This is a genomic window from Extibacter muris (assembly GCF_004345005.1).
Classification (GTDB): Bacteria; Bacillota; Clostridia; order Lachnospirales; family Lachnospiraceae; genus Extibacter; species Extibacter muris.
On record NZ_SMMX01000002.1, the window covers coordinates 219978 to 245619 of the forward strand.

Here is a 25642-nt window from a genome sequence, read left to right on the forward strand (position 1 = left end):
GAGCTTTCAAGCTGGGAGGACAGCCATATGAAAAAGAAAAGAGTTGTTATTGCATTAGGAGGAAATGCTCTTGGCAAGAATTACGAAGAGCAGAAAGAAGCGGTTGCAAAGACCGCGAAGGTTATCGTGGATCTCGTGCAGCAGGATATGGAAATCATCATTACCCATGGCAATGGCCCTCAGGTAGGGATGATACAGAATGCCATGGACCAGCTGGCGTGCACGTCAGAAGACTACAAGGAGACGCCGCTGCCGACCTGCGTGGCTATGAGCCAGGGATATATCGGGATAGACTTGCAGAATGCAATCAAATATGAGCTTTACAGCCGTGAAATGGATGTGAAAGTGTCAACTATCCTGTCTCAGGTAGAAGTGGATAAGGAAGACGAGGCGTTCAGGAGCCCGACAAAGCCGATCGGCCGGTTCCTGACGAAAGAAGAGGCGGAGAAAAATGAGGAGAACGGGATTCCGTGCATGGAAGATGCAGGAAGAGGCTACCGCATCGTGGTGGCCTCCCCGATGCCGAAAAGGATCCGGGAGCTTCAGACGATAAAGACGCTCGTGGATGCCGGACATATCGTCATTACATGTGGCGGAGGCGGGATACCGGTCGTGAACGACGGCGGGAAGCTCTCCGGCGTCAGTGCCGTGATTGACAAAGATAATGTGAGCAGCCTTCTCGCGGCAGAACTTGACGCGGACTATCTGATCATACTCACTGCCGTCGAAAAGGTGGCAGTCAATTTCGGCAAAGAGAACCAGAGATGGCTCAGCGACCTGACGGTAGACGAAGCGAGGGAATACATAGCACAGGACCAGTTCGCCAAGGGCTCCATGCTTCCGAAGATCGAAGCTGCCATCCGTTTTGCGGAGTCCGCAGAAGGGCGCCATACGCTCATCACTCTGCTTGATAAGGCAGCCGATGGAATTGCCGGCAAGACGGGTACCGTAATACACAAGTAATTAGGAGATAGAATATGAACGTACCAACAAATCTGTTTATGTGGATAATGGCATGTCTGCCAATCATAGTTTTATTACTGCTGATGATCAAGTTCCAGTGGGGAGCTACGGAAGCTGCCCCGGTGGGGCTCGTGATAACGATTGTCACGGGAATCTTGTTTTACAAAGCGGATATCAGGCTTCTGGCAAGTGAAAGTGCCAAGGGCATATGGAGCGCGTTGATCATCCTTCTGATTGTTTGGACGGCGATACTGCTTTACCAGGTTGCCGATGAGGCGAAGGCTTTCCTTGTCATCAGGAACGGGATGAGAAAACTGCTCCCAAATGAGCTCCTTATCGTACTGGCACTTGGCTGGATCTTGGAGAGCTTCCTCCAGGGTATCACCGGATTCGGCGTGCCGGTAGCGGTAGGCGCGCCGCTGCTGATTGGCATAGGGGTGGCCCCTCTGTACGCGGTCATCATCCCGCTGCTTGGCCAGGCGTGGGGCAATACGTTCGGAACGCTGGCCGCTGCATGGGATGCGCTCGTGATGTCTACCGGCCTTCAGCCGGGAAGCCCTGATTATCTGGCGGCGGCATTCTGGGCAGGCTTCTTCATCTTGCTGTGGAATGTCGTTACCGGGCTCGTGATATGCTGGTTCTACGGCAAGGGCAGGGCGGTGAAGAAAGGGCTTCCGGCAGTGCTTATACTGGCCGTTATCCAGGGCGGAGGAGAATTGCTGCTGACACAGGTGAATACGACGATATCCTGTTTCGTCCCATCTTGTATCGCGCTGGTCGTTCTGTTCCTGATTGGAAGAATGAAGATGTACAGAGAGGAATGGAGCCTTTCCGACAGCCCGATCATGAACCGTCATTCATCTGCGGATGAGACCGCCGACGAAGCCCCGGCAGACATGTCCCTGCTGCAGGCGTTCGTGCCATATATCCTGCTGACGGCCCTTACGATGATCGTACTCGTCGTGACACCGGTGAACAAGTACCTGGGACAGCTGTCCCTTGGATTCTCCTTCCCTGAGACTTCGACGGGATATGGATTTGTGAACAAGGCTGAAGCATGCTTCTCGCCCCTGGCGCCGTTCACCCATGCCAGCATGTTCCTGTTCCTTGCCTCTATTGCAGGCATCCTGTACTTTAAAAGGCATGGCTGGATCAAGGCGGGCGGCACGAAGAGAGTATTTGCCAGATCGGTTGCCATGACGATGCCTTCCGGCATAGCTGTAATCGGCCTCGTCATCATGTCGAAGATAATGGGCGGGACCGGGCAGACCATGGTCCTGGCGGATGGTATCGCCAGAATCCTCGGCAAAGCTTATGTCATACTGGCGCCGGTAGTAGGTATGATCGGATCATTTATGACAGGAAGCAATATGTCCTCTAACATCCTGTTCGGCGATTTCCAGGTGACGACGGCGAACCTGCTTCATCTGGATAAGGCGGCATTCCTCGGAGCGCAGACCGCCGGGGGAGCTATCGGGAGTGCGATAAGCCCGAGCAAGATCATACTCGGGACGACCACGGCAGGCATTCTCGGAAGCGAAGGGCAGGTACTGAAAAAGATTATACCAATTACGCTGACGACCACGCTAATAATCGGAATCATCGTATTTGTGTCAGTGATATTGTAGAACCGGGAGATGTGGCACTATGGAAAAGAAAAGTTTTTTTAAGACAAAAGAAGGCGGGCTTACGATTGCATTCGTAGTCATACTGATAGCGTTTGTCCTTATCCTGACAGGCCTTAAGATGCAGGGAGACGGGATGTGCGCGGCAGGATTTGTACTCATCGCCGCGGCAATGCTGTACTCGCCGCTGAAGGTATACGTGTTTGACCGCATAAGGAAAAGATAGATGAGATTCGCCGGCTAGGGCGAGAAAGGGTATATATATGGTTATTGAGGAGATTACAGGCAGAATCGCAAGAGATTTGGAGCATTTGAAACAGTATACGGCGACACCTGGGAATGGCTGCACGAGACTGCCGTTCACGAAGGAAGCAAGAAAAGCAGTAGATTATCTGAAAGAGCTGATGCACGAGATTGACCTGGAAGTATCAGAGGACGCGGCAGGCAATGTGTTCGGGGTATTGAAGGGAGAAGATCTGGATGCTCCCTGCGTGATGATGGGATCCCATTATGATTCTGTAACGAACGGCGGAGACTACGATGGAATCGCAGGCGTCATCTGCGCGATAGAAGTGGCCCGCCTGCTCAGGGAAAAAGGTCTGAAGCCAAAGAGGAGCTTTGTAGCTGCCGGATTTAACGATGAAGAGGGCATGAGATTCGGAACCGGATACTTTGGTTCCGGAGCGATGCTCGGACACCGCGATGTAGAGTATACGAAGAAGTTCTGTGACAAAGACGGAATCTCTATCTACGATGCGATGAAAGAGTATGGCCTAGTGCCGGAACATATAAGCGACGCGGCATGGGAAGACGGTAAGATCGGCTCCTTTCTGGAAGTACATATCGAACAGGGGCCGGTTCTCGACACGGAAGGCATTGAACTTGGGCTTGTAGACTGTATCGTCGGAATACAGAGATATATGGTGACAGTTAACGGACGTGCCGACCATGCAGGGACCACGCCTATGGATATGAGGATGGACGCGGTGGACGCGGCGACCAAAGTAATCTCGAAGATTGCGGACTGGGCGAGAGAAAAAGCAGACGGTACGGTTGCCACGGTCGGTTACATCAATACGGTTCCGGGAGGGATGAACATCGTCGCGGAGAAAGTTGAATTCACGGTAGACATCCGTTCCAGGAATAACGATAACATCAACGACATCGCGGCCAGAATCAAGAAAGCGCTCGAGCGGGAAACAGCCGAGTACGGCGGCAGCTATGAGATTGAAAACAAGCTGACGATCACGCCGGTCGAACTATCAGCCGAGATGCTGGATATCATGGAAGAAGAGTGCAAAGAGCTTGGCTACAGCTATAAGAGGATGCTCAGCGGAGCGGGGCATGATGCTCTGGAAATCGGGCAGAACCTGCCGACAGTCATGCTGTTCCTTCCGAGCAAAGACGGCAGAAGCCATTGTCCGGTCGAGTTTACGAAGTACAGCGACTTTGCCAAGGGAACGGTTATCATGCAGAAGCTGGCGGAAGAGCTGCTTGTCAAATAAAGGAACGGACTGGGGCGCAGAATCGTATGAACAGCCAGATGTTGAACCCGATATATAAAAAGGAAAATCTCCGCCAATTGAGGAGATATCTTGGAATGACCCAGAAAGAGTTCATCTGCCGGTTCCTTCCTGATTCGGAAGGAACGCCGTCTATGAGCGCGGCTACTTATTCTAATGTAGAGTCCAGGGGAGGGAGACGGCTTGACGAAGTGGTTCTGTCGGCCGCGGCTGCCCTACAGATAGACTCTATGATGTTCTCCATGAAGCCGGAGGAATTTGCACGGAAGATAGACATGCTTCTGCCTGCGACGAAAGCGGCGGAAGATTTGTGCGGAAACAATGCCAAAAAGGGAAAGATAGATGAACTGCTGTTCAGGCTCACCATGTATTTTGCCGAGAAGCTGATGGATAAGGAGCTCAAAAAAGGGGACCAGATAGAATCCGACCGGGAACTTGCAAGGAAGATGAACGTCGGCCGTTCGGTTATCCGGGAAGCCCTTAAGGTGCTGGACGTTCTCGGGATGATTGACATCCGTCCCGGACAGGGTACTTATATCAGCAGCGCGGAAGCTGATTTCTTCATCATTCCTCTGTCATGGTCCCTCTTTCTGAACGGCAGCCAGGTGGAAGACATCCTTATGGTCAGGAACGTATTGGAAGTGAAAGCGGCAGAACTGGCAGCCGGCTTCATAGAAGAGGCAGATATCCATAAGCTGGAAGAGATTTCAGAGCTTGTACGCAGGGCTTACGTAGAACAGAACGAAAAGGATCTGCTGGAGCATGACATAGAATTTCACACGTGTATTGCACAATGTTCCGGAAGCCAGGTCATCTACAGCATGATACAGACCATCAGCAATCTTATGAAGCACATAAGCGGTACGGGGATGGCAGGGCATGGACAGATGAAAGCTATCTGCGAGGAACATGAGGAAGTGCAGCGGTCCATTCTGGCCCATGACAGGGACGGGGCCGCCCGGGCGATGGAAGAGCATCTGGAACAGTCTGTCACGAGATATAATTACAGATAATGCGACGAAAAAGACACAGGTATGACAAATTACGTTATGCGGCTGTGTCTTTTTGTGTTATACTGAAGATATTCTCAGCTTAAGATGTTGTAAATGTCCGGCTGAGGCTGATATCAATGATGGCGGTGAGGTTGAAGATGGGATTTAGTGTAGAAGAGCTGCTGCAGGCAGAAGGGTTAAAGGATGTTAAAGTAATAAGCGGAGAGAGGGGGCTTGACAGGGAGATCAAAGGGGTGACGATTATCGAAGCTCCTGATATCGTCAAGTTCATAGATGGCGGCGAAGTGCTTCTGACAGGGCTGTATGCGTTCCGGTCATGTACGGTTGATGAGTTCAAAGGGTATCTCAACGAGCTCACGAGAAAGAGCGTCAGCGCGCTCGTCTTGAAGCGGGGCCGGAAAGTGGAGAACGCGGATACGAAGATTGGCCTTCTGCTTGAGTTTTCGGAGACTCATGCCATACCAATCCTGGAAGTGCCTTTTGAATTTTCATTCAGGGATATCATGAGCCTTATCATGGAGCGCCTGTTCAATGAGGAAGTGACTAGGCTGAAGTATTTTAAGACTACATATGATAATTTCGTGGCACTTGCTCTGGCGCCGGATTCAAAAGGGAAAGGGATCGACAATATCCTGGATGTGCTTGCCAAGCTGATTCGTAATCCGGTTGCGGTTTTCAACCAGAATATGTCCTGCCTCGCCTGTACGGAGGGGGCAGGCACGGAACTTAAGATCAGGAAAGATGCAGCGCCCTTTGCGCCTGGTACATATTCTAATTACAATTACCTGAAGCAAGAAGGTGAAGTGCCCCAGTGTATCATCCAGGTTAAGATGAGCTTCCGGGAGAAGATATATCTCGTTGTCACCGAACTTAACCAGGCGTTCAACACGATGGACTGTATTGCGGCTGAGAGCGCGATTACGGCGCTCCGATTTGAATTCTCCAGGCAGCATGCGGTGACAGAGCTGGAAAAGAAGTTCCAGAATGATATCATGCACAATATCCTGAACGGCAAGGTGCATTCAATCGGAGAACTCCAAAAGAATACGAGCCTGCTCGGAGTAGAGATAGATGGCTGCTACCGGGTCATCGTGTTCGGGATGACGAATGAAGGCAGGGCGAAAGGCGATTTCAAGGCTAAGGTCAAGGATACGAACGTGCTGAGCACTGCAATATCTGCCCATATATCAGAGGCACGGATACATAATGATCTGGACAAGATCGTCGTGATACAGAAGGTGGACAGGGAGCAGACGCAGGAAGAATACCGCCGGGAGATAAAAGAAGAGGCAGAACGGGTGCAGGCGGACGTATCATCCTATGACAAGCATCTGAAAGTAAAAGCGGGAGTCGGGCGGATGGTAGAAGGGATTATAAATCTTCCGGAAAGCTTCAAGGAGGCGAAAGAGGCCTTCATGTTTGTCGATGTGGCCGGAGAGATATCAGAAGATGGGAATTCCCAGGCGATGCTGTTCTCGGATCTGGGGATCTTCAAGCTGCTATGCCAGCTGGATGATTCGTCTAAGATGCTTGAATACGTGCCGGAAGGGCTTCAGAAGCTCTATAATTACAAGAAGCCGCAGAGGGACGATCTGATCGTCACTTTAAAGACGTATCTCGACAGGAACCAGAATCTGTCGAAGACCGCGCAGGACCTGTATGTACACTATAAGACCGCGGCCTACAGGATTGAAAAGATCACAAAGATCACAGGCATAGATTTTGACAATGCTAATGAGGTGCTGGCAGTCCGTATCGGGCTTGTGGTATATAAGATGATAGAGAACTACAATAGGGATTTTATATAAATTCCGGAGAGAAATGCGAAGAGAGAGATAGTTTATCCAGACTAGATAAATTATCTCTCTTTTTTTATCTTTATGCTCCGATGCATTTTGTTAAAAAATTATCTATAATGTGCAATATAGATAAAAAATATCTAATGAGCAACAGCTATGTATACTTATTGAATGATTGGTATTGGGCCGCTTGTGCATAATTACCAAGTCAGAAAGCAGTATGGAGGGATTTTATGGACATTAACTTGGAAAGGGTCCTTTCCCGTCTGGAAGATCTGTATCAGTGTGGTGCGCAGGATGACGGAACGTATACGAGGATGGCATATTCGCCCGAAGATGTAAAAGGGAGAGAGAGATTCAAGGGATATTTCCGTAAGCTTGGACTAAAGCCTCGCATGGATGAGGCCGGCAATCTGATTGTCAGGCTGGAAGGAGAGCATCCAAATCTTCCGGCTATCGTGACCGGTTCCCATCTGGATACGGTTCCGGACGGCGGGAAGTATGACGGGGTGCTCGGCTGCGTGGCAGGCCTGGAAGTGTGCGAGACGCTCATCGAGAGCGGCAGGAGGCTGAAACATCCGCTAGAAGTCGTCGTATTTACAGATGAGGAAGGATTCCGTTTTGGAAGCGGGCTTCTCGGAAGCGGCGCCATGTGCGGCGAGGAGCTTCCTATCAGCGAAGCAGACGAGGATATGTATGGGATGACCAGGGGAGAAGTGATGAAGGCCTATGGCCTCGATGTCGCAACGGTGCCCGGGGCAGAGCGTAAGAAGGACAGCATGCACTGCTTTCTGGAGCTTCACGTTGAGCAGGGGGCCTCGTTATATAAGAGCCGGACACCTATAGGCGTCGTATCGTCCATCGCCGGCGTGAGCCGTTATGAAATCGTCATAAAAGGAGAGGCCAACCACGCAGGAAGCACTGTGATGGCCGACCGCAGGGACGCGCTCGTGGCGGCATCCAGATTCATAGCCGCCGTGCCGCAGATTGTGAAGGAGCACGGCAATGCATATACGGTGGCGACGGTCGGCACGATGAAAGTAGTTCCCAATTCTGTCAATGTAATTCCGGGGACGTGTACCTTTCACCTGGAAATCAGGGACCAGGACGGAAAGATGATAGAGCGTATCGAAAAGAAATTAAAAGCGCAGCTGGAACATATCTGCAAAGAGATGGCGGAAGAGTGTTCCTTTGAACGATTCTCTTATCATGAACCCGCGCCTATGGCCGAGTGGGTCAGAGACAGCATCGAGGCATCCGTACAGGAACTGGGCATCGGCTATCGTGTGCTGCCAAGCGGCGCGTTCCACGACTCCCTTATCATGACCTCCAGATTTCCGACGGGAATGATATTTGTGCCAAGCGTGGATGGCATCAGCCATTCGAGATATGAATTTACAGAGGGAGAAGATATCGGGCAGGGATGCAGGGTGCTTCTGGAAACGATTCTCAAGGTAGATAACATGGATGCCCCATGTTAAATAATAAAAAGATAAAAAAAGAAAGGTAGGTAATGTTATGGACAAGAAAAAAATCGGTATTATTGGCGGAGGTATTTCAGGAACCTGTCTCGGATATCATCTGAGCCTTTATGATAATGCAGAGGTGGTCGTATTTGAAAAAGACACCATCGGTGGAGCTTCCACTGCGAAATCGGCTGGAACGGTATGCCTTTTTGACGATTCGTTGAAAAACAGATACTGGGATGTAAGGCTGTATGGATTTGAATCCTATCTCAAGATGGAAGAGGAAGAGAAAGGTTCTGCAGGCTTTGACAAGACAGGAACACTTGTAGTAGCTACAGACGAGAAAGTGGAAGCGACCATCAAGACAGGTATCGCTCTTGCCAAAGCTGCAGGCTATACAGGAGAATATATTACAGACAAGGACAAGATCAAAGAGATTCTTCCAGACATTTCAACGGAGAACATACTTGGTGCAGGATATACGCAGGATGACGGCTACTTTGACGGAACGATGATTTCCAATACATATGCTAAGAAAATGCAGAAGAACGGCGGGGCAGTCAAGACCGGCGTAAAAGTGACAGAAGTCAAGGTTGAGGACAAGAAGATCAAAGGTCTCAAGACGAGTGACGGAGAAGACTATGAGTTCGACTATGTAGTAGACTGTACAGGACCGTGGAGCAAATTCACAGGTGAGATGGTAGGCATGGATGTGCCAATCTGGCATACGAAGGCAGAAGCATTCTTCTTATGCCCTCCTGGAAAGAAATTAGGATACACCTTCCCTGTATTGAAATATCCCGCTTTCTATGCACTTAGGGCAGGTGACAACATCTTTATCTGCAAGTCCCATCTCTCTATGGATCTGAGCAATCCTATGCATGCAGGCCAGTGGGATCCAGACAAGCTTCCGGCTACAGGCGGGACAGATGACTATTTCATCGACTTCCTGTTAGACCAGCTCGAGTGCAGGGTGCCTGGCATCGTGGACAGCGGCCTCGTATCTTCCTGGCTGTCATACCGGGCAGAGCCGAAGGACTTCCTTCCAATCCTTGGAGAGACGCCGGTAGAAGGCTATATACTTGCGACCGGATACGGCGGAAACGGTGTCATCGAGGCACCGGCGGCCAGCAGAGACCTTGCCAAGTTCATCATGCGGGGAGAGAAGACGCCATTACTGGAAGACTGGGCATTTGAACGTCTGTTGAAGTAAGTATGCCTGATTGGACATCAGCGGTTCGATAAGGATATATGACAGAGAGGAGAAGTTATGAATATAGCAGTTCTTATAAAGCAGGTACCTGTTTCCAATGACGTTTCCGTAGATCCGGAAACCCACGCGCTTGTCCGTGCAACCTCTGAGGGGATGATCAATCCTGCAGACTTGAATGCGATTGAAGCGGCCATGGTATTAAAAGAGCAGACGGAAGGCAAGGTCGTGGTGTTCACGATGGGGCCTCCGGATGCAGAGAAGGCACTTAGAGATGCGATGGCGATGGGCTGTGACGAGAGCTGTCTCATTACGGACAGATGCCTTGCCGGAGGAGATACGATTGCGACAGCCAAGGTGCTTGCAGAAAGCATTGGCAGATATGGAACATTTGACCTGATATTGAGCGGAGCGCTGTCGGCAGACGGCGCTACCGGACAAGTAGGAGCGATGGTGGCAGAGTATATGGGAATTCCGCATGTGGCAGAGATACAGGGGTTTGCCTATGATGAGAGTGCGGCCGGCAGTATTCTGGCAGTGAAAAAGTTCCAGGGGATGGAATTCAAGATCAAAGCTGCGCTTCCTGCACTCATGAGCGTGTGCTTTGGCTGCAATGAGCCGCGTCTGGCGACACTCCGCACGAAGCGGGCGGCAAAGAGCAAGCCGCTGGAAGTGTATACGAATGCCGAACTCGGCATGGCGGCCGATGAAATCGGACTGGAAGGTTCCCCTACTGACGTGACGGACTCTTTTGAACCGGAAAGTACGAGAAAAGCGCAGATGCTTAGCGGTACGCCGGATGAGCTGGCACGTAAACTGAAAGAGTTGATCGAGATTGAGAAAGGAAAAGAATAGATGGCTGATGGAATATGTGTTTTCGCAGAGAATTATAATGGAAATATAGAACCTGTCGTGGCAGAACTGGTCAGCGCGGCACATGTCATTAAAGAGATGACCGGTGAGAAGATCCAGGCGGTTGTTGCGGCCAGCGACTGTGAGAATCTCGTGAGACAGCTTAACGGTTCCGGCGTGGATGAAATATATGCGGTCAAGACAGACCGTGACTGTATGTTCCAGGATGATGCTCTCAGCCAGGTGATTGCAGAGATGATTAAAAAGATCAATCCGTCAAGCGTGCTCGTCCCGGCGACGACGATAGGGCGCTCTGTATTCTCCAGAGTCGCTGCCCGCCTTGGCTGCGGCCTTACGGCGGACTGTACGGAGCTGCTCGTAGATAAGCGGGAGGACGGAAGCTTTTACATCAAGCAGAATAAACCTTCCTTCGGAGAAAATGTATTTGTCACGATTGTGACGAAAGAAGGCTTCTATCCCCAGATGATGACCGTAAGGCCCGGCGTGTATACGCCTTACGAGGCAGCCGCAGATGGCAAGGCCAAAGTGGAATATCTGGACGATATCGTCCTTCCGGAATCTGGCATAGAGGTAGTGGGCGTCCGGCCTGCTTCCAGTGATACGGACAGCATCCTCTCGGCTGAGGTGGTAGTCGTGGGAGGCCGGGGAGCAGAAAGCGAAGAGAATTTTGCACTGCTTGAAAAGTTTGCCGATAAGCTTGAAGCGGCAATCGGGGGCACGAGGCCTCTGGCGGATACCGGAATGATTCCGTTTGAACACCAGATCGGGCAGACCGGATTTACGATACGGCCGCGTATCTGCATCTCCCTTGGCGTATCGGGGGCTATCCAGCATACGGAAGGAATCAAAGACACGAAGCTGTTTGTCGCGATTAATGAGGATGAGAACGCACCTATCTTCAATGTATCCGATTATGGTATCATCGGCGATATGAAAGAAGTGCTGCAGTCCTATCTGGAGCTATGACAGTACGTCTGATTGACGGATCCCTCCAGAAGATATAATATAGACGTATACCAGACCAGGGAGAGATATCTTGCATATAGATATCTTTTTCTGGTTCAACGTCAGATAGATAATGAAAGGAAGTAGATGAGATGGATTTATTAGAAGTTATGAGGAAACGACGCAGTATCAGGAATTATACGGACGAGCCGGTAAAGGAAGCAGACCTGCAGAAAATCATACAGGCCGCCCTGCTGTCAGAATCAGGAAAGGCAAAGCGCCCGTGGGAATTTATCGTCGTCCGCAATAAGGAAGTGCTGGAGTGCCTGTCCCTGTGCAGGGAAGGCGGAGTAAAAATGCTGAAGGAGGCACAGTGCGCCATAGTAGTGGTCGGGGATGCCGATATGCAGGACGTATGGGTAGAAGACTGTTCCGTCGCCATGGCACATATGCATCTGATGGCCTCCAGCCTCGGTGTTGGGAGCTGCTGGATACAGGGCAGGCTAAGGAAGTCAGAAGAGGGTACGACGACAGAAGAATACGTCAGGGAGAAGCTTGGATTCCCGGAGAATTTCAAGCTGGAGGCGATACTGTCTCTTGGAATGCCTGCCGTGAAAATGCCGGCTTATGATCTGGAAGAGCTGCCGATGGAGAAAGTCCGGATAGTTGAGTAAATAGAAGTTTAAGTAAAGTGGCTGCGGACTGGGAGCCGGGTGGCATCTGCTCCGATGCGTCCGAAGCTCCGACTAGTCCACGGTCTCCTAACTTTGCGGGAGAGTCGCTGATAGCAGCTCCTCTCCCGCAAACCAAGGATTCCGGGACGGATTCCCGCCTCTACCGCTTACACCTGCGCATCTCCCACCCGGCTCCCCGCCCGCTATCTACTTCACTTAACAAGGGCGAGGGCGGCTGTGTGATGTTACTGGCCAGCGGATGGCCGCTGGCTGCGTCAGTTGAGTGATAAAATATCGCAAGCTTAATGTGAATAACACAAAGAGCAGATGAATGATAAGAGTTTTGCTAGTCCAGATGAATCAGGCTGGCGAATATGTTCGTTGTTAAGCATTTGCAGCGAGGCGCGCACACCGTTGCTGCAAAAAGAGCCGGAACCAGGCAGGGGATGTCATCTCATATGACATCCCCGTACCTGATTCCGGCTCTTCTTCATTACGATTACTTTCAACTAAGGTTAACAACCTGCTTAGCCCCTTATCATTATGCTGACACGACGAAAGCCCTTCCATCAGCCAATCGTGTTACACATCCACCCCCGCCCGTGCCAGTAAAGCAGATAGCCGAGGGGGAGGTATGGGACAGATGCGAAGGTGTAAGCGGGAGGGGCGGAGAATCCTCACCAGATTCCTTGGCTTGTGGGGTGAGAGCCGTTGTCGGCGAACATCCCACAAGCTTAGGAATCTGTGTGATAGTCGCAGTTCCCGGACGCATCGGAGCATCTGTCCCATACCTCCCCCTCGGCGTCTTAGTTTACTAAACTCCCATTACAGGAGGAAACAGGAGCTGTATGTGGAGCATGCCTTCTGCATACATCACTTTTATGCTGCCGCCCATCTGTTCTGTGAGCGTTTTGGCTATGGACAGGCCTAGTCCTGTAGATTTGTTTGCTGTCTTGACCGTATAATACCGGTCAAGCAGTCTGCCTGCCTGAATTTCGTCGAGGTCTTCGGCATGGTTGGTAAACTCGATATTGCCTGATTCATATAAGGTGATCAGCAGATTTCCGTCACTGTACTTGACTGCGTTGCTTATTATATTGCCGAATATACGGTATAACGCGTTTTTGTCAAGCCCACGTATAACGGCTTTTTCGGGTATGGCGACGGATGGTGTTATTTTACAGCCTTTCAGTACGGCGTAATATGCCGATATGCTTTCTTCAAGAATACGGTTGAGACTTACAGGCTCGCTGTTTTGCGCTATATGGCCGGACGTGGTGACCGAGTAGTGGAAGAGCTCTTGTGTCATCTGATTCAGGACGTCAGTGCGGTCTCCAATAATAGAAAGGCAGCGCCGGACCTCTTCAGGCATCTCTTTCTGGTCCAGCATATCCAGGTAGCCTCGTATGGCGGTAAGCGGTGTCCTGATATCATGAGATATGTTTGCTATGGCATCCTTCACATTCGCGTCGCCCTGTTGGAAACGCTGCCTTTCGTCTCTGAGAAGACGAAGCTGCGAATTGATAGTATCGGCCAGTTCTCTCATATACGGGTCACGGCTCGAGATGTCGATAAGCGTATTCGTCTCAGTTTCAAGCTTTTCTGAAAAGGCTTCTTTTATTTCCGCGGCTGATTTATGCAGTACGTGTATTTTGTACGATAGCAGGATGACTATGATAATGAGGATGACAGCCAGGACACACAACAGGATTGTCATAGGAGCTCCTTTACTTGATATCTTTTTGGCGGAACACGATGATTCCGGCGCCGGTTGTAACGATTGTAATTATAACAGAGTATACTGGAAGCTGCCAGAGATGTACGGCAGACATAGAGGAATACTGCAGGCTCTGGCCCGTGGGCAGGATATCCATAAGTGCTTCATACACTTTGCGCTTCGTGCCGGACACGTAGGCCGGGTTGGGATGGGCCTCCTGTTCCACGACATTTCCGTCATCATCTGTGTAAGAATAGCCTTCGTACATCTCAGGGGAGTTGAGGGCGGAGAAGAGGTATATCGCGGTAAACAGCAGGATGAACACAGTCATCACTACGGTTACGGCTGCAACGGCCTTGTTCTGGATCATCATGCTGAGGAAGGTGAAGACAGAAGTGAAGGCGATCACCATGATGAGCGTTCCGGACAGGATGGCAAGCACGGTCTCTGGTTTTGTATGAAAAAAGCCGAATAAAGGGATGCCTATGCCTGCGGCAGTGATAAGGAACGCCAACGTCATAAGAAGCCCCGCGGCTGTACATACGATCAGGTCGGCTAGGTATATACGCCCTCGCGTATGGCCGACCATAAGCTTATTGCGGATGGTGCCCTCACTGTATTCGGTACCGAGAAACAAGCAGCAGAATACGGCGGAGGTGATTCCAACGATTATGGCATATGAGAAAAAGGCATCGTCGATATAAAACTTTTTACCATATCTTATGGAATCCATGTAATTGCCAAACATGATGAAAGCTCCGTAACCGGCCATAAATAGCATACCGAGCCAGAATACTCTATCTTTTTTCAGACGTGCAAAGTTAGCACATAATAATCTATTCATATCTATTACCTCCCAGCAGACTGATATAATAGCTCTCCAGCGTTTCATCGTGCTGGTGTATGGCAGATACGCTGCAGCGTTCCTCCGCAAGCGCCAGTACGAGGGCCGTGATATCGACGGCGGAAAAGATATCTGCGCCCGTATCGGACAGCACCTGATATTCGAGATGCATATGGTCTAGCATTCGTGTGAGTACGTTGATGTCAGTCACTTCCATGCGGGTACATTTCCTGCACGCCGCATCGAGTTCCTGGGCGCTTATCTCCTTTACCATGCAGCCCCGGTCGATGAAGCCATAATGAGTTGCCAGGCGGGACAGCTCGTCGAGGATATGGCTAGATATGAGGACGGTAATCTGCCGTTCCCGGTTCAGCTTCAGGATGAGTTCGCGTATCTCTATGATTCCTTGTGGATCCAGTCCGTTGACCGGTTCGTCAAGCACGAGGAAGTCTGGGCTTCCGGCCAGTGCCACTGCGATTCCGAGCCGCTGGCGCATGCCGAGGGAGAAGTTCTTGGCTTTCTTTTTCCCTGTACCTTCAAGGCCGACCAGCATTAAAAGATCTGGGATGTCATCAAATGACGGCAGGCCGAGGATACGGTACTGTTCTCTTATATTGTCTTCAGCGCTCATATCAGGATAGATGGACGGCGTCTCCACGACGGCCCCCATCCTCCTTCTGCATCTGGAGATCTCTTTATCTGTATCTTTGGTGCCATACAGCCGGTATCCGCCTGATGTGCATTGCTGCAGTCCGCATATGAGCCGGATCAGGGTCGTCTTTCCGGCTCCGTTTTTGCCTATGAATCCGTATATGGCCCCTTTTGGCACATGCATGGTCAGACGGTCCAGCGCCTTAAAATGTTTGTAATGCTTGCTCAATGAATCTGTAGTCAGAACATAATCCATGTGTTAAGCCTCCTTCTTTGTTGATACAGACAGTTTAGCTTATAATGGTTAAGGAAGCGGTTAAGAGAAGGGTAAAGATATCGTTAAGATATCAGTCTTCTTTCATTTTAAAGCCAATGCCCCACACAGATTCGATGCAGTCTCTGCTGCCCGCATCCAGAAGCTTTTTCCTTATATTGCTCATATGCACCTTCAGGGAACTTTCGGTGCAGTCCGGCGTGTCTTCGCTTATGCGTTCCAGTATGGCAGACTTGGTACATACGTGCGATGGATTCTGCATCAATAACTTTAAGATGGCGTATTCGGTCCGTGTCATCCTGACCGGCCGCCCGCATACAGCGACCGTGTGCGATGCCGTATCCACGGTTATATCGTCAAATACCAAGTTCGGGGACATGTCCTTGGCGGCTGCGTTCCGAAGCTGTACGGTGATTCTCGCCAGCAGCTCCTTCGTGTCAAAAGGCTTTGTGATATAATCGGCAGCTCCGCGAAGCAGCAGAGATACCTTGTCTTCTACCTCTGCTTTGGCGCTCATGATAATCACAGGTATCCCTTTGATTCGGGGCAGCACTTCCTCACCGCTCAGGCCGGGCAGCATCAGGTCAAGGAGAATCAGGTCCGGCCTGCAGGCGGACAGAAGGAGCAGCGCCTCTGTTCCGGAATAAGCGAGGGTTACACGGTAGCCCTCGCTGCCCAGCAGCTCTTCGAGCATGGTTCCTATATGCATATCGTCGTCGACAATCAGTATGTGTTTCATTGCGGTTTCCTCCATCCGGTACGAGACCTTGCAGGCATGGCGGGCCTGCATAAATAATTTCCTATATCAGGATACTATACTTGTTTTAGCAGGTCAAATAAAGTAAACTGGATAAGGGACATAAACCATATTTTCCGTAAAAGAGACACTTGACAAAAACACAATAAATTGATATCATTAAAAAACAGAACGCACTCTGTTTTAGTGGTGGAAGAAAAGAGGTGCAGTATGCAGAGAGTATATTCATTGCTGGTAGACAATAATCCAGGTGTGCTAAGCCGGATTGCCGGATTGTTCAGCCGACGCGGCTACAGTATCGACAGTATCACGGCAGGCGTGACAGCAGATCCGAGGTTTACGAGGATCACGATAGTGGCAAGCGGGGATGAGCTGATTCTATCCCAGATCGAGAAGCAGGTCAGAAAGCTTGAGGATGTAATTGAAATCAAGGTTCTGAAGCCGGAAGATTCCGTCTACCGGGAGCTTATCATGGTCAAGATACTTGCAGACCCCGCACAGCGGGCAGAAATCGTATCGCTGGCCGACATTTTCCGGGCGAAGATCGTGGATGTGGAGAAGGAGTCTCTCATGGTGGAACTGACCGGAACCCAGTCCAAGCTGGAGGCGTTCCTGAATCTGCTGGACGGATACGAGATACTGGAACTGGCGAGAACCGGAATAACCGGGCTGTCACGCGGCATCAAAGACGTGACGATCATAGAGTAGCATGAACAATTGGAAGCTAAAGGAATCACCCTTTAACGATAAAAGTAATGAAAGCAGGAGGAATACATATGTCAGCAAAAATTTATTATCAGGAAGACTGTAATTTATCCTTATTAGAAGGAAAGACGATTGCCGTCATCGGTTACGGGAGCCAGGGACATGCGCATGCCCTTAACTTAAAAGAATCCGGATGCAATGTAATCATCGGTCTTTATGAAGGAAGCAAGTCATGGGCCAAAGCAGAGGCTCAGGGGTTCGAGGTGTTTACAGCGGCAGAAGCGGCAAAGAAAGCAGACATCATCATGATTCTCATCAATGATGAAAAGCAGGCTGCCATGTACAAGAATGACATCGAGCCGAACCTGGAAGAAGGCAACATGCTCATGTTCGCACATGGCTTTGCAATTCATTTCGGACAGATCGTAGCGCCAAAGAATGTAGACGTTACGATGATTGCTCCAAAAGGGCCTGGGCACACGGTAAGAAGCGAATATCAGGCAGGAAAAGGTGTTCCTTGCCTCGTTGCGGTAGAGCAGGACGCTTCCGGCAAAGCACTTGACAAAGCGCTTGCATATGCACTTGGAATCGGCGGAGCAAGGGCAGGCGTGCTGGAGACGACATTCAGGACCGAGACCGAGACCGACCTCTTCGGAGAGCAGGCCGTATTGTGCGGAGGCGTGTGCGCATTGATGCAGGCAGGCTTCGAGACACTGTGCGAGGCAGGATATGACGCGAGAAACGCATACTTTGAGTGTATCCATGAGATGAAGCTGATTGTGGACCTGATCTATCAGTCAGGATTTGAAGGGATGAGATACTCCATCTCCAATACGGCAGAGTACGGCGATTACATAACAGGGCCGAAGATTATCACAGACGACACGAAGAAAGCGATGAAGAAGATCTTAAGCGATATCCAGGACGGCACATTCGCCAAAGACTGGCTGACAGAAAACGCTTGCGGTGCACCACATTTCAGAGCAATGAGAAAACTGGCCACCGAACATCCGTCAGAAAAGATAGGAGCAGAGATTAGAAAGCTCTACAGCTGGAGCGACGAAGACAAGTTAATCAACAATTAATTTTGAAAGGGGTCAGACCCCTGCGTATGCAGGGGGTCTGACCCCTTTCAAAATTCCCGCCGTTTTCTGAATACTTACATAGACATATCTACAGTCAAATGCCGGTGCAATAATGCGAGGGAAGCGGCCCGGGTGCTGGCGGAGCCGTATCTATCGTCGACACAGGTCGATACGGTCGTCTGTCTGGACGGCATGGAGACGGTCGGAGCGTTTCTGGCCGAAGTGCTGATGGAGCCGGGTTCGATATCTGTCAATGGCGGAAGCAACATATCAGTCGTCGCGCCGGAGCAGAACCAGCTCGGTCAGATGATGTTCCGGGACAACACGAAGCGGATGATACGCCGTCCCTTCCCCGGAAGGAATAGACTTCACATCAATGAGAGGCAGCAAAAAAACAGCCACTGACGGGATGGCTGTTCTTTATAGATTCTCTATTCTAATTAAGCAATCGTGTTTACAGCTTTTGTTAAACGGGAAATCTTTCTTGAGCAGGTATTCTTGTGATATACGCCTTTGCCGCCTGCCTTGTTGATCTCTCTGATTGCAGTCTTAAGAGCGTCTGCAGCTACAGCCGCATCTTTATTAGCAACAGCAGTCTCAACTTTCTTGACACAGGTCTTAACTTTAGATTTGATTGCCTTATTTCTAGCAGCTTTCGTTTCGTTTACTAAGATTCTTTTCTTTGCAGATTTGATATTAGCCAACTCGTCCACCTCCAATATCTTATAAATTCTTTTTTTTCGATTTCATATTCGTTAGATCCGGACACGGACGTTCTAACGGAACATACTCATTTATTTTATTCCAAGGAATACATAATGTCAATACATATTTCTCAAAATATTGTAAAAACTAGCACTTAAATGACGACTAAAGCGAGGGTGTGGAAATGATTGAGAAGTATAGCATCAGAACAGACCTGGCATTGGAACAGAAAGAGCGTTTCGAGTCAGATAATGTTGAAGTACAAGGGGTTGTATTAGAAGAAAGTTATGATGAAGAACGTGAGATAAGGATTACCACGGTTAAGATCGAGACAGAAAAGGGTGCCAAGACGATGGGAAAGCCTGTCGGAACCTATATTACGATGGAAGCGCCGAATCTGGCCGTCCCGGATGAGGGGTATCACGAGGAAGTGTCCGAAGAGCTCATGAAGTTCCTCCAGAAGTTCATCGATAAGGACAAAAAGGATTATTCTGTCCTTGTGGTCGGGCTCGGCAACCGTATGGTCACGCCGGACGCACTTGGCCCTTATGTAGCCGATAATCTTAACATCACGAGGCATATCGTGAAGGAGTACGGGAAATATGCCATGGGGGAAGAAGAGGTACATCTTATCAGCGCCATCGTACCTGGCGTCATGGCCCAGACCGGCATGGAGACGGTAGAGATAATCCGGGGCGTAGTCAAAGAGACAGAACCGGATATTATCATCGCGATTGACGCGCTTGCCGCAAGAAGTTCAAAGCGTCTCAACCGTACGATTCAGATCGCGGATACGGGCATCAATCCGGGTTCCGGAGTGGGGAACCACAGGAACGCGATAACAGAAGAGACAGTGGGCGTCCCGGTCATAGCAATCGGCGTTCCGACCGTAGTAGATGCGGCCACGATCGTAAACGATACGATGGAGAACCTTATCGCCGCGCTGGAGACCTCAGAGACGCTTCGGGGAGTGGGCGTCGTGATGCAGGGATACAATGCCGCGGAGAAGTATGAGCTCGTAAAAGAACTCATATCCCCCCATCTGAACGGGATGTTCGTGACGCCGAAAGATATCGATGAGACGGTCAAGCGGATCAGCTTTACCATATCAGAGGCGCTGAACATGCTGTTTGCATAAAGGCGGCACCGGTGCCCGCAGGCCCAGGCACCAGCTGCTGCAGTGCAGATGGAGGTTTATTGCTGAGGACATGCACATAATCACGATGACAGCATCATATAGTGTTAAAACAGCAATAAATTGAAATCAGAGTAGGTGCGTGGTTTAATTTTGAAAGTAAGACATCGGTTCAATAAAATAGTCATTGCAGTGCCCGTATGCATTCTGGCAGTCTATGCCGGGATGCATACGCATATAGACCCGGCGGGAAAGGTCAAGTATGAACTGAGCGAGATGCTCATGGAAGAATCACAGCAGATATATCTCCCTGGATTTGCTTATACCCAGGGGAGCAGGGGAAGTTCCTTCAGAGACTGGGTGACGACGGCAGCCATGAATATGATGCCGCTCGGCACCTATGTAGAAGGAAAGTCAAACATACATACGGATGTAGAAGATAAAGAGACGTACGAGATGATACTGGCACAGCAGGCCAACGACGAGAATGCGGTCGATGAAAACGGCAAGCTAATCCAGAATGACGAAAAAGCGCAGAACGAAGAGGCCGTACAGACGTCGGGGACTAAGATTGATACATCTATAGAAAAGCTGAAGAACTTCGAGTATCTCGTCGGCAATTTCTATGTGATCGACGGTGGTACGATGACCTCGGCAGATGAGCTGAATGCAGAGAAGCTGATGGCAAAGGATATGAAGATAGACGAGAAGTCCGACGGTCCAAAGGTCCTCATCTACCATACCCATTCACAGGAAGCATTTGCAGACTCGACAGATGGGGATACGAGCACGACCATCATGGGCATGGGCGACTATCTGTCCAGTCTTCTGAATGACAAGTACGGCATCCAGACGATGCACCATGAAGGTGTCTACGACCTCGTGGACGGCGAGCTGGACAGGAGCAAGGCTTATCAATTGGCAGAGCCGGAGGTCCAGAAGATCCTGGAGGAGAATCCGAGCATAGAAGTTGTCATCGACCTGCACCGGGACGGCGTGGCGGAAGGGACGCATCTCGTGACGGAGGTAAACGGAAAGCCGACGGCCCAGATAATGTTTTTTAACGGTCTGAGCAGAACGAAAGCCAACGGGAACATAGACTACCTGAAGAACCCGTACATAGAGGATAATCTTGCATTTTCACTTCAGATGCAGGTTTCCGCCGCAAACAAATACCCCGGGTTCACGAGACGGATATACCTGAGGGGATATCGTTATAATATGCACCTGAAGCCAAAGACGCTGCTCATAGAGGCAGGGGCGCAGACAAACACGGTGGAAGAGATGAGAAATGCGATGGAAGTCCTGGCGGACACACTAGATAATGTGCTGACAAAGTAAAATGTGTTTGATTAACCCTATATTTTGTGCTACTATAATGAAAGTATGGAATTTTCTGCCGTTTTGGAGGCGGAAATTGATGAAGATACACATGAAAGGAACCAGAGGGAATGACAAAGAAAAATATATATGATGCTGACAGTATTTCTATATTGGAAGGGCTTGAGGCAGTCCGGAAAAGACCAGGCATGTATATTGGAAGTGTCTCCACGAAAGGGCTGAACCACCTGATCTACGAGATCGTAGACAATGCGGTGGATGAACATCTGGCAGGCTGCTGTGATGAGATACATGTGACGCTGGAAAAAGACGGTTCGGCAACCGTAACTGACAATGGTCGAGGCGTCCCGATAGGGCTTCACGCGAAAGGAGTATCGGCAGAGCGTATCGTATATACCACGCTTCATGCAGGAGGCAAGTTTGACGATTCATCGTACAAGACGAGCGGGGGGCTGCATGGCGTGGGGTCTTCTGTCGTAAACGCGCTTTCTGCTTATATGGATGTGCAGGTAAGCAGGGAAGGATATATCCACCATGACCGTTACGAGCGCGGCAAGCCTGTCATAGAGCTTAAGGACGGCCTTCTTCCGACCATCGGGAAGACGAAGAAGACCGGCACGAAGGTGAATTTCCTTCCGGATGATACCATATTTGAAAAGACGAGGTTCCGCGCGGATGAAGTTAAGAGCCGGATGCACGAGACCGCCTATCTGAACCCGGCGCTTACGATTATCTTTGATGATCTGCGGGGAGAGGCTCCCGAGCATATCGTGTATCATGAGCCGGACGGTATCCTTGGCTTTATCAAGGAGCTGAACCAGAAGAATGAAGCCATCCACGAGCCGGTGTATTACAAAGGGACGGCTGACGGCATCGAGGTGGAAGCCGCATTCCAGTATGTCAATGAGTTCCATGAGAATGTGCTCGGCTTCTGCAACAATATATATAATGCCGAGGGCGGCACCCACCTGACCGGATTTAAGACGACATTCACGACCGTCATGAACCAGTATGCGAGGGAGCTCGGTATCCTGAAGGAGAAGGATGCCAATTTTACAGGTGCGGATATACGTAACGGCATGACGGCTATCGTCTCGATCAAGCATCCGGATCCGAGGTTTGAAGGCCAGACGAAGACGAAGCTGGACAACCCCGATGCCGCCAAAGCAGTCAGCAAAGTGACGAACGATGAGATAACAAGATACTTCGACCGGAATCTGGACAACCTTAAGAAAGTCATCTCATGCGCGGAAAAGGCGGCCAAGATTCGTAAGACCGAAGAGAAGGCCAAGACGAACCTTCTAACCAAGCAGAAATATTCCTTCGACAGCAATGGTAAGCTTGCCAACTGTGAGAGCAGGGATGCCGGGAAGTGCGAGATCTTCATCGTGGAGGGAGACTCCGCCGGAGGCTCCGCAAAGACAGCGAGAGACCGGATGTTCCAGGCCATACTTCCGATTCGAGGTAAGATCCTTAACGTGGAGAAGGCGAGCATAGACAAGATACTTGCCAATGCGGAGATCAAGACGATGATCAATGCATTCGGGTGCGGATTTTCGGAAGGGTACGGCAATGATTTCGATATCAGCGGCCTGCGCTATGATAAGATTATCATCATGGCGGATGCCGATGTGGACGGCGCCCATATCTCCACGCTGCTTCTGACCTTGTTCTACCGGTTCATGCCGGAGCTTATCTACGAAGGCCATGTATATGTAGCTATGCCTCCGCTCTACAAAGCCATACCGAAGAAGGGGGAAGAAGAATACCTGTACGACGACAAGGCATTGGAGCGCTACCGCAGGTCGCACGAAGGCCCGTTTACGCTGCAGCGTTACAAAGGTCTTGGCGAGATGGATGCACAGCAGCTCTGGGAGACGACCCTGAATCCGGAGACACGGCTGCTGAAGCGTATAGAGATTGAAGATGCCAGGATGGCGTCCGGCGTGACCGAGATGCTCATGGGGACGGAAGTTCCTCCGAGAAGGACATTCATCTATGAAAATGCGACCGAGGCAGAACTGGATATATAAGAGGAGAAGATAAAATGCAGGATTCACAAATCATAAGAACCGAATACTCGGATCTGATGAAGAAATCATATATCGATTATGCGATGAGCGTCATCGTGGCCAGAGCCCTGCCTGATGTGCGGGACGGGCTGAAGCCGGTACAGAGGAGGACGCTCTACGATATGCACGAGCTCGGTATCCGCTATGACAGGCCATACCGGAAATGTGCCCGTATCGTGGGAGATACGATGGGCAAATACCACCCCCACGGCGACAGCTCGATCTATGACGCGCTTGTAGTCATGGCGCAGGAGTTTAAAAAAGGCATGATTCTTGTAGACGGCCACGGGAACTTCGGATCGATCGAGGGAGACGGCGCGGCCGCCATGAGGTATACGGAAGCACGCCTGGCCAAGCTCACGCAGGATGCATATCTGGCGGATCTTGACAAGGATATTGTAGACTTCGTCCCAAACTTTGACGAGACGGAGAGGGAGCCGGAGGTGCTGCCCGTGCGCGTTCCCAACCTGCTCATCAATGGGGCGGAAGGTATCGCGGTGGGTATGGCGACAAGCATTCCGACCCATAACCTGGGGGAAGTGGTCGATGCCGTAAAGGCATACATGAAAAATGATGAAATCAGCACAAAGCAGCTGATGAGATATATAAAGGGGCCGGATTTCCCTACCGGAGGGATCGTGGTCAATAAGGACGAACTGCCGGACATCTATGAGAGCGGGGCAGGCAAGATCAAAGTCCGGGGAAAAGTTGAGACAGAGGATATGAAGGGCGGCAAGAAGCGGCTTGTGGTGACAGAGATTCCTTATACGATGATCGGAGCAGGAATCGGCAAGTTCCTCAATGACGTGTGCTCCCTTGTGGAGTCGAAGAAGACGAATGACATCGTCGATATCTCGAACCAGTCATCCAAAGAAGGGATACGTATCGTCATCGAGTTGAAAAAGGGCGCGGATGTAGAGAATCTGACGAATATGCTCTACAAGAAGACACGTCTGGAAGACACGTTCGGCGTCAATATGCTTGCAGTCGCCGGAGGCAGGCCGGAGACGATGGGGCTTAAGCAGATCATCGAACACCACGTGGACTTCCAGTTCGAGCTGGCCACCCGCAAGTACAAGAACCTTCTCGCAAAAGAGCTGGACAGAAAAGAAATCCAGGAAGGGCTTATCAAAGCATGTGATGTCATCGATCTCATTATAGAGATTCTGAGGGGAAGCCAGTCGGTCAGGGATGCGAAGGCATGTCTTACGAAGGGCGTGACAGAGAACATCAGATTCAAGACATCCATATCTAAAAAGATGGCAGCCATGCTCCGCTTTACCGAACGCCAGGCATCCGCAATATTGGAGATGCGGCTATACAAGCTGATCGGACTGGAAATAGAAGCGCTCCAGAAGGAACACGAAGAGACGCTTAAGAATATTGCCGCATATGAAGATATCCTGAATAATTATGACTCCATGTCAGAAGTCATCATGGAAGATCTGGACAGAATCAAGAAAGAATATGGGCGGCCCCGGCGCACGGCAGTCGAAAATGCCGCGGCGGCGGTATTTGAAGAAAAGAAGATAGAAGAGCAGGAAGTCGTGTTCCTTATGGACCGCTTTGGCTATGCAAAGACCGTAGACAATGCGGTATATGAGCGGAATAAAGACGCGGCCGATGCAGAGAACCGGTATGTGCTCTCCTGCATGAATACAGGGAAGATCTGCATCTTTACCAACACAGGCAGGATGCACCAGATAAAAGTGCTGGACCTGCCTCACGGCAAATTCCGGGACAAAGGCCTGCCGGTCGATAATGTGAGCAATTATGACAGCACGCAGGAGACGATAGTCTATCTGTGCGATGCGCAGCAGATGCAGATTGCCAGGCTGCTGTTCGTGACGAAGGCCGGGATGGTCAAGAAGGTGGACGGCATGGAATTCCAGGTTGCCAAGCGTACGATTGCGGCCACGAAGCTCCAGGACGGGGACGAGCTGGTAAGCGTGCAGGTGATAAATGACTGCCAGAATATCGTCCTGCAGACGACAGACGGCTATTTTCTGCGTTTCCCCGCGGCAGAAGTGTCGGAGAAGAAGAAGGGGGCTATCGGCGTCAGAGGAATCAAGCTCCACAGGAACGACGAAGTGGAACATGCCTATCTCTTTGAAGAAGGAACGGAGGCTAAAGTGGTGTACAAGGAGAAAGAAGTGACGCTCAACAGGCTGAAGCCAGGTAAGAGAGATACGCAGGGAGTGAAAAACAGAGGATAAAATCGGCGGGGGATACCTCCCCTGTGCCGGAAGCTGCCAGGAAAGTAAA

25 protein-coding genes are annotated in these 25642 nt (G+C 50.4%); 19 read left to right on the plus strand and 6 right to left on the minus strand.

Annotated features, from left to right (window positions below):
• The first annotated feature begins 27 nt into the window (after nt 1–27).
• The 12 genes from arcC (at nt 28) to E1963_RS19390 (ending at nt 12378) form a co-directional block, all read left to right on the plus strand.
• The gene (gene arcC, locus E1963_RS02880; RefSeq protein WP_132275044.1) at nt 28–963 is read left to right on the plus strand and encodes a carbamate kinase; all 936 of its coding nucleotides are present in this window, start codon (nt 28–30) and stop codon (nt 961–963) included.
• Nucleotides 964–977: 14 nt separating this feature from the next.
• Entirely contained in the window at nt 978–2591 is a 1614-nt protein-coding gene (locus tag E1963_RS02885) for an L-lactate permease (protein WP_132275047.1), read from the plus strand.
• A 19-nt stretch (nt 2592–2610) separates the two neighbouring features.
• Entirely contained in the window at nt 2611–2814 is a 204-nt protein-coding gene (locus E1963_RS02890) for a hypothetical protein (RefSeq protein WP_132275049.1), read from the plus strand.
• 37 nt (nt 2815–2851) lie between these two features.
• Complete coding sequence (locus E1963_RS02895) at nt 2852–4093, plus strand: M20 family metallo-hydrolase (RefSeq protein WP_132275052.1); 1242 nt, start codon at nt 2852–2854, stop codon at nt 4091–4093.
• Between the two features lie 95 nt (nt 4094–4188).
• The gene (locus E1963_RS02900) at nt 4189–5124 is read left to right on the plus strand and encodes a FadR/GntR family transcriptional regulator (protein ID WP_243117537.1); all 936 of its coding nucleotides are present in this window, start codon (nt 4189–4191) and stop codon (nt 5122–5124) included.
• Nucleotides 5125–5243: 119 nt separating this feature from the next.
• The gene (locus E1963_RS02905) at nt 5244–6932 is read left to right on the plus strand and encodes a PucR family transcriptional regulator (protein WP_132275336.1); all 1689 of its coding nucleotides are present in this window, start codon (nt 5244–5246) and stop codon (nt 6930–6932) included.
• 224 nt (nt 6933–7156) lie between these two features.
• Nucleotides 7157–8404 carry a Zn-dependent hydrolase gene (locus tag E1963_RS02910; RefSeq protein WP_132275056.1) on the plus strand — a complete coding sequence of 416 codons (1248 nt, stop codon included), beginning with the start codon at nt 7157–7159 and terminating at the stop codon, nt 8402–8404.
• Nucleotides 8405–8441: 37 nt separating this feature from the next.
• The gene (locus E1963_RS02915; protein WP_132275058.1) at nt 8442–9602 is read left to right on the plus strand and encodes an NAD(P)/FAD-dependent oxidoreductase; all 1161 of its coding nucleotides are present in this window, start codon (nt 8442–8444) and stop codon (nt 9600–9602) included.
• A 57-nt stretch (nt 9603–9659) separates the two neighbouring features.
• The gene (locus E1963_RS02920; protein ID WP_132275060.1) at nt 9660–10454 is read left to right on the plus strand and encodes an electron transfer flavoprotein subunit beta/FixA family protein; all 795 of its coding nucleotides are present in this window, start codon (nt 9660–9662) and stop codon (nt 10452–10454) included.
• Nucleotides 10455–11438, plus strand: coding sequence for an electron transfer flavoprotein subunit alpha/FixB family protein (locus E1963_RS02925; protein WP_132275063.1), 984 nt, complete (start codon nt 10455–10457; stop codon nt 11436–11438).
• A gap of 131 nt (nt 11439–11569) precedes the next feature.
• On the plus strand, nt 11570–12091 hold the full coding sequence (locus E1963_RS02930; protein WP_132275065.1) for a nitroreductase family protein: 522 nt from the start codon (nt 11570–11572) through the stop codon (nt 12089–12091).
• Between the two features lie 17 nt (nt 12092–12108).
• Nucleotides 12109–12378 (plus strand): hypothetical protein, encoded by a 270-nt coding sequence (locus E1963_RS19390; RefSeq protein ID WP_145964152.1) that lies wholly within the window; start codon nt 12109–12111, stop codon nt 12376–12378.
• Nucleotides 12379–12632: 254 nt separating this feature from the next.
• Here E1963_RS19390 and E1963_RS19395 read toward each other — a convergent pair whose 3' ends face one another.
• From E1963_RS19395 to E1963_RS02950, 5 genes are all read right to left on the minus strand, one after another.
• Entirely contained in the window at nt 12633–12863 is a 231-nt protein-coding gene (locus tag E1963_RS19395; RefSeq protein ID WP_145964153.1) for a hypothetical protein, read from the minus strand.
• 42 nt (nt 12864–12905) lie between these two features.
• Nucleotides 12906–13808 carry a sensor histidine kinase gene (locus E1963_RS02935; RefSeq protein WP_132275068.1) on the minus strand — a complete coding sequence of 301 codons (903 nt, stop codon included), beginning with the start codon at nt 13806–13808 and terminating at the stop codon, nt 12906–12908.
• A gap of 10 nt (nt 13809–13818) precedes the next feature.
• Complete coding sequence (locus tag E1963_RS02940) at nt 13819–14652, minus strand: ABC transporter permease (RefSeq protein WP_132275071.1); 834 nt, start codon at nt 14650–14652, stop codon at nt 13819–13821.
• Nucleotides 14645–15559 carry an ABC transporter ATP-binding protein gene (locus E1963_RS02945; protein ID WP_132275073.1) on the minus strand — a complete coding sequence of 305 codons (915 nt, stop codon included), beginning with the start codon at nt 15557–15559 and terminating at the stop codon, nt 14645–14647. Before E1963_RS02945 ends, E1963_RS02940 begins: the two co-directional genes overlap by 8 nt.
• 91 nt (nt 15560–15650) lie before the next feature.
• Nucleotides 15651–16316 (minus strand): response regulator transcription factor, encoded by a 666-nt coding sequence (locus tag E1963_RS02950; protein WP_167482093.1) that lies wholly within the window; start codon nt 16314–16316, stop codon nt 15651–15653.
• 228 nt (nt 16317–16544) lie between these two features.
• Between E1963_RS02950 and ilvN the strand changes: the two genes are divergently transcribed.
• From ilvN to E1963_RS02965, 3 genes are all read left to right on the plus strand, one after another.
• A complete protein-coding gene (ilvN, locus tag E1963_RS02955) occupies nt 16545–17042 on the plus strand; it encodes an acetolactate synthase small subunit (RefSeq protein WP_049728187.1) in 498 nt (165 codons plus the stop codon).
• Nucleotides 17043–17110: 68 nt separating this feature from the next.
• Nucleotides 17111–18124: a ketol-acid reductoisomerase gene (gene ilvC, locus E1963_RS02960; protein ID WP_066575540.1), complete on the plus strand. Its 1014-nt coding sequence runs from the start codon at nt 17111–17113 to the stop codon at nt 18122–18124.
• Nucleotides 18125–18256: 132 nt separating this feature from the next.
• Entirely contained in the window at nt 18257–18529 is a 273-nt protein-coding gene (locus tag E1963_RS02965) for a hypothetical protein (RefSeq protein WP_243117538.1), read from the plus strand.
• Nucleotides 18530–18564: 35 nt separating this feature from the next.
• Here E1963_RS02965 and rpsT read toward each other — a convergent pair whose 3' ends face one another.
• Complete coding sequence (rpsT, locus tag E1963_RS02970; protein ID WP_132275076.1) at nt 18565–18828, minus strand: 30S ribosomal protein S20; 264 nt, start codon at nt 18826–18828, stop codon at nt 18565–18567.
• Nucleotides 18829–19013: 185 nt separating this feature from the next.
• Between rpsT and gpr the strand changes: the two genes are divergently transcribed.
• From gpr to E1963_RS02990, 4 genes are all read left to right on the plus strand, one after another.
• Nucleotides 19014–19967, plus strand: coding sequence for a GPR endopeptidase (gpr, locus tag E1963_RS02975; RefSeq protein WP_132275079.1), 954 nt, complete (start codon nt 19014–19016; stop codon nt 19965–19967).
• Between the two features lie 177 nt (nt 19968–20144).
• Nucleotides 20145–21305 carry a stage II sporulation protein P gene (spoIIP, locus tag E1963_RS02980; RefSeq protein ID WP_132275342.1) on the plus strand — a complete coding sequence of 387 codons (1161 nt, stop codon included), beginning with the start codon at nt 20145–20147 and terminating at the stop codon, nt 21303–21305.
• Nucleotides 21306–21415: 110 nt separating this feature from the next.
• Nucleotides 21416–23338, plus strand: coding sequence for a DNA gyrase/topoisomerase IV subunit B (locus tag E1963_RS02985; RefSeq protein ID WP_132275081.1), 1923 nt, complete (start codon nt 21416–21418; stop codon nt 23336–23338).
• Between the two features lie 14 nt (nt 23339–23352).
• Complete coding sequence (locus tag E1963_RS02990) at nt 23353–25593, plus strand: DNA gyrase/topoisomerase IV subunit A (RefSeq protein ID WP_132275084.1); 2241 nt, start codon at nt 23353–23355, stop codon at nt 25591–25593.
• The last annotated feature ends 49 nt before the right edge of the window (nt 25594–25642 follow it).

Excerpts from the sequence above, each read along its gene's own strand:
- E1963_RS02905 (WP_132275336.1), top strand. The coding sequence starts at position 5,244 with ATGGCGGTGAGGTTGAAGATGGGATTTAGTGTAGAAGAGCTGCTGCAG.
- E1963_RS02945 (WP_132275073.1), bottom strand. The coding sequence starts at position 15,559 with ATGGATTATGTTCTGACTACAGATTCATTGAGCAAGCATTACAAACAT.
- E1963_RS02985 (WP_132275081.1), top strand. The coding sequence starts at position 21,416 with ATGACAAAGAAAAATATATATGATGCTGACAGTATTTCTATATTGGAA.
- E1963_RS02920 (WP_132275060.1), top strand. The coding sequence starts at position 9,660 with ATGAATATAGCAGTTCTTATAAAGCAGGTACCTGTTTCCAATGACGTT.
- ilvC (WP_066575540.1), top strand. The coding sequence starts at position 17,111 with ATGTCAGCAAAAATTTATTATCAGGAAGACTGTAATTTATCCTTATTA.
- E1963_RS02950 (WP_167482093.1), bottom strand. The coding sequence starts at position 16,316 with ATGAAACACATACTGATTGTCGACGACGATATGCATATAGGAACCATG.
- E1963_RS02885 (WP_132275047.1), top strand. The coding sequence starts at position 978 with ATGAACGTACCAACAAATCTGTTTATGTGGATAATGGCATGTCTGCCA.
- E1963_RS02990 (WP_132275084.1), top strand. The coding sequence starts at position 23,353 with ATGCAGGATTCACAAATCATAAGAACCGAATACTCGGATCTGATGAAG.
- E1963_RS02890 (WP_132275049.1), top strand. The coding sequence starts at position 2,611 with ATGGAAAAGAAAAGTTTTTTTAAGACAAAAGAAGGCGGGCTTACGATT.
- E1963_RS02940 (WP_132275071.1), bottom strand. The coding sequence starts at position 14,652 with ATGAATAGATTATTATGTGCTAACTTTGCACGTCTGAAAAAAGATAGA.
- E1963_RS02915 (WP_132275058.1), top strand. The coding sequence starts at position 8,442 with ATGGACAAGAAAAAAATCGGTATTATTGGCGGAGGTATTTCAGGAACC.
- E1963_RS02930 (WP_132275065.1), top strand. The coding sequence starts at position 11,570 with ATGGATTTATTAGAAGTTATGAGGAAACGACGCAGTATCAGGAATTAT.
- E1963_RS02900 (WP_243117537.1), top strand. The coding sequence starts at position 4,189 with ATGACCCAGAAAGAGTTCATCTGCCGGTTCCTTCCTGATTCGGAAGGA.
- E1963_RS02935 (WP_132275068.1), bottom strand. The coding sequence starts at position 13,808 with ATGACAATCCTGTTGTGTGTCCTGGCTGTCATCCTCATTATCATAGTC.
- ilvN (WP_049728187.1), top strand. The coding sequence starts at position 16,545 with ATGCAGAGAGTATATTCATTGCTGGTAGACAATAATCCAGGTGTGCTA.
- E1963_RS02895 (WP_132275052.1), top strand. The coding sequence starts at position 2,852 with ATGGTTATTGAGGAGATTACAGGCAGAATCGCAAGAGATTTGGAGCAT.
- arcC (WP_132275044.1), top strand. The coding sequence starts at position 28 with ATGAAAAAGAAAAGAGTTGTTATTGCATTAGGAGGAAATGCTCTTGGC.
- gpr (WP_132275079.1), top strand. The coding sequence starts at position 19,014 with ATGATTGAGAAGTATAGCATCAGAACAGACCTGGCATTGGAACAGAAA.
- E1963_RS02910 (WP_132275056.1), top strand. The coding sequence starts at position 7,157 with ATGGACATTAACTTGGAAAGGGTCCTTTCCCGTCTGGAAGATCTGTAT.
- E1963_RS02925 (WP_132275063.1), top strand. The coding sequence starts at position 10,455 with ATGGCTGATGGAATATGTGTTTTCGCAGAGAATTATAATGGAAATATA.
- E1963_RS19395 (WP_145964153.1), bottom strand. The coding sequence starts at position 12,863 with ATGCGTCCGGGAACTGCGACTATCACACAGATTCCTAAGCTTGTGGGA.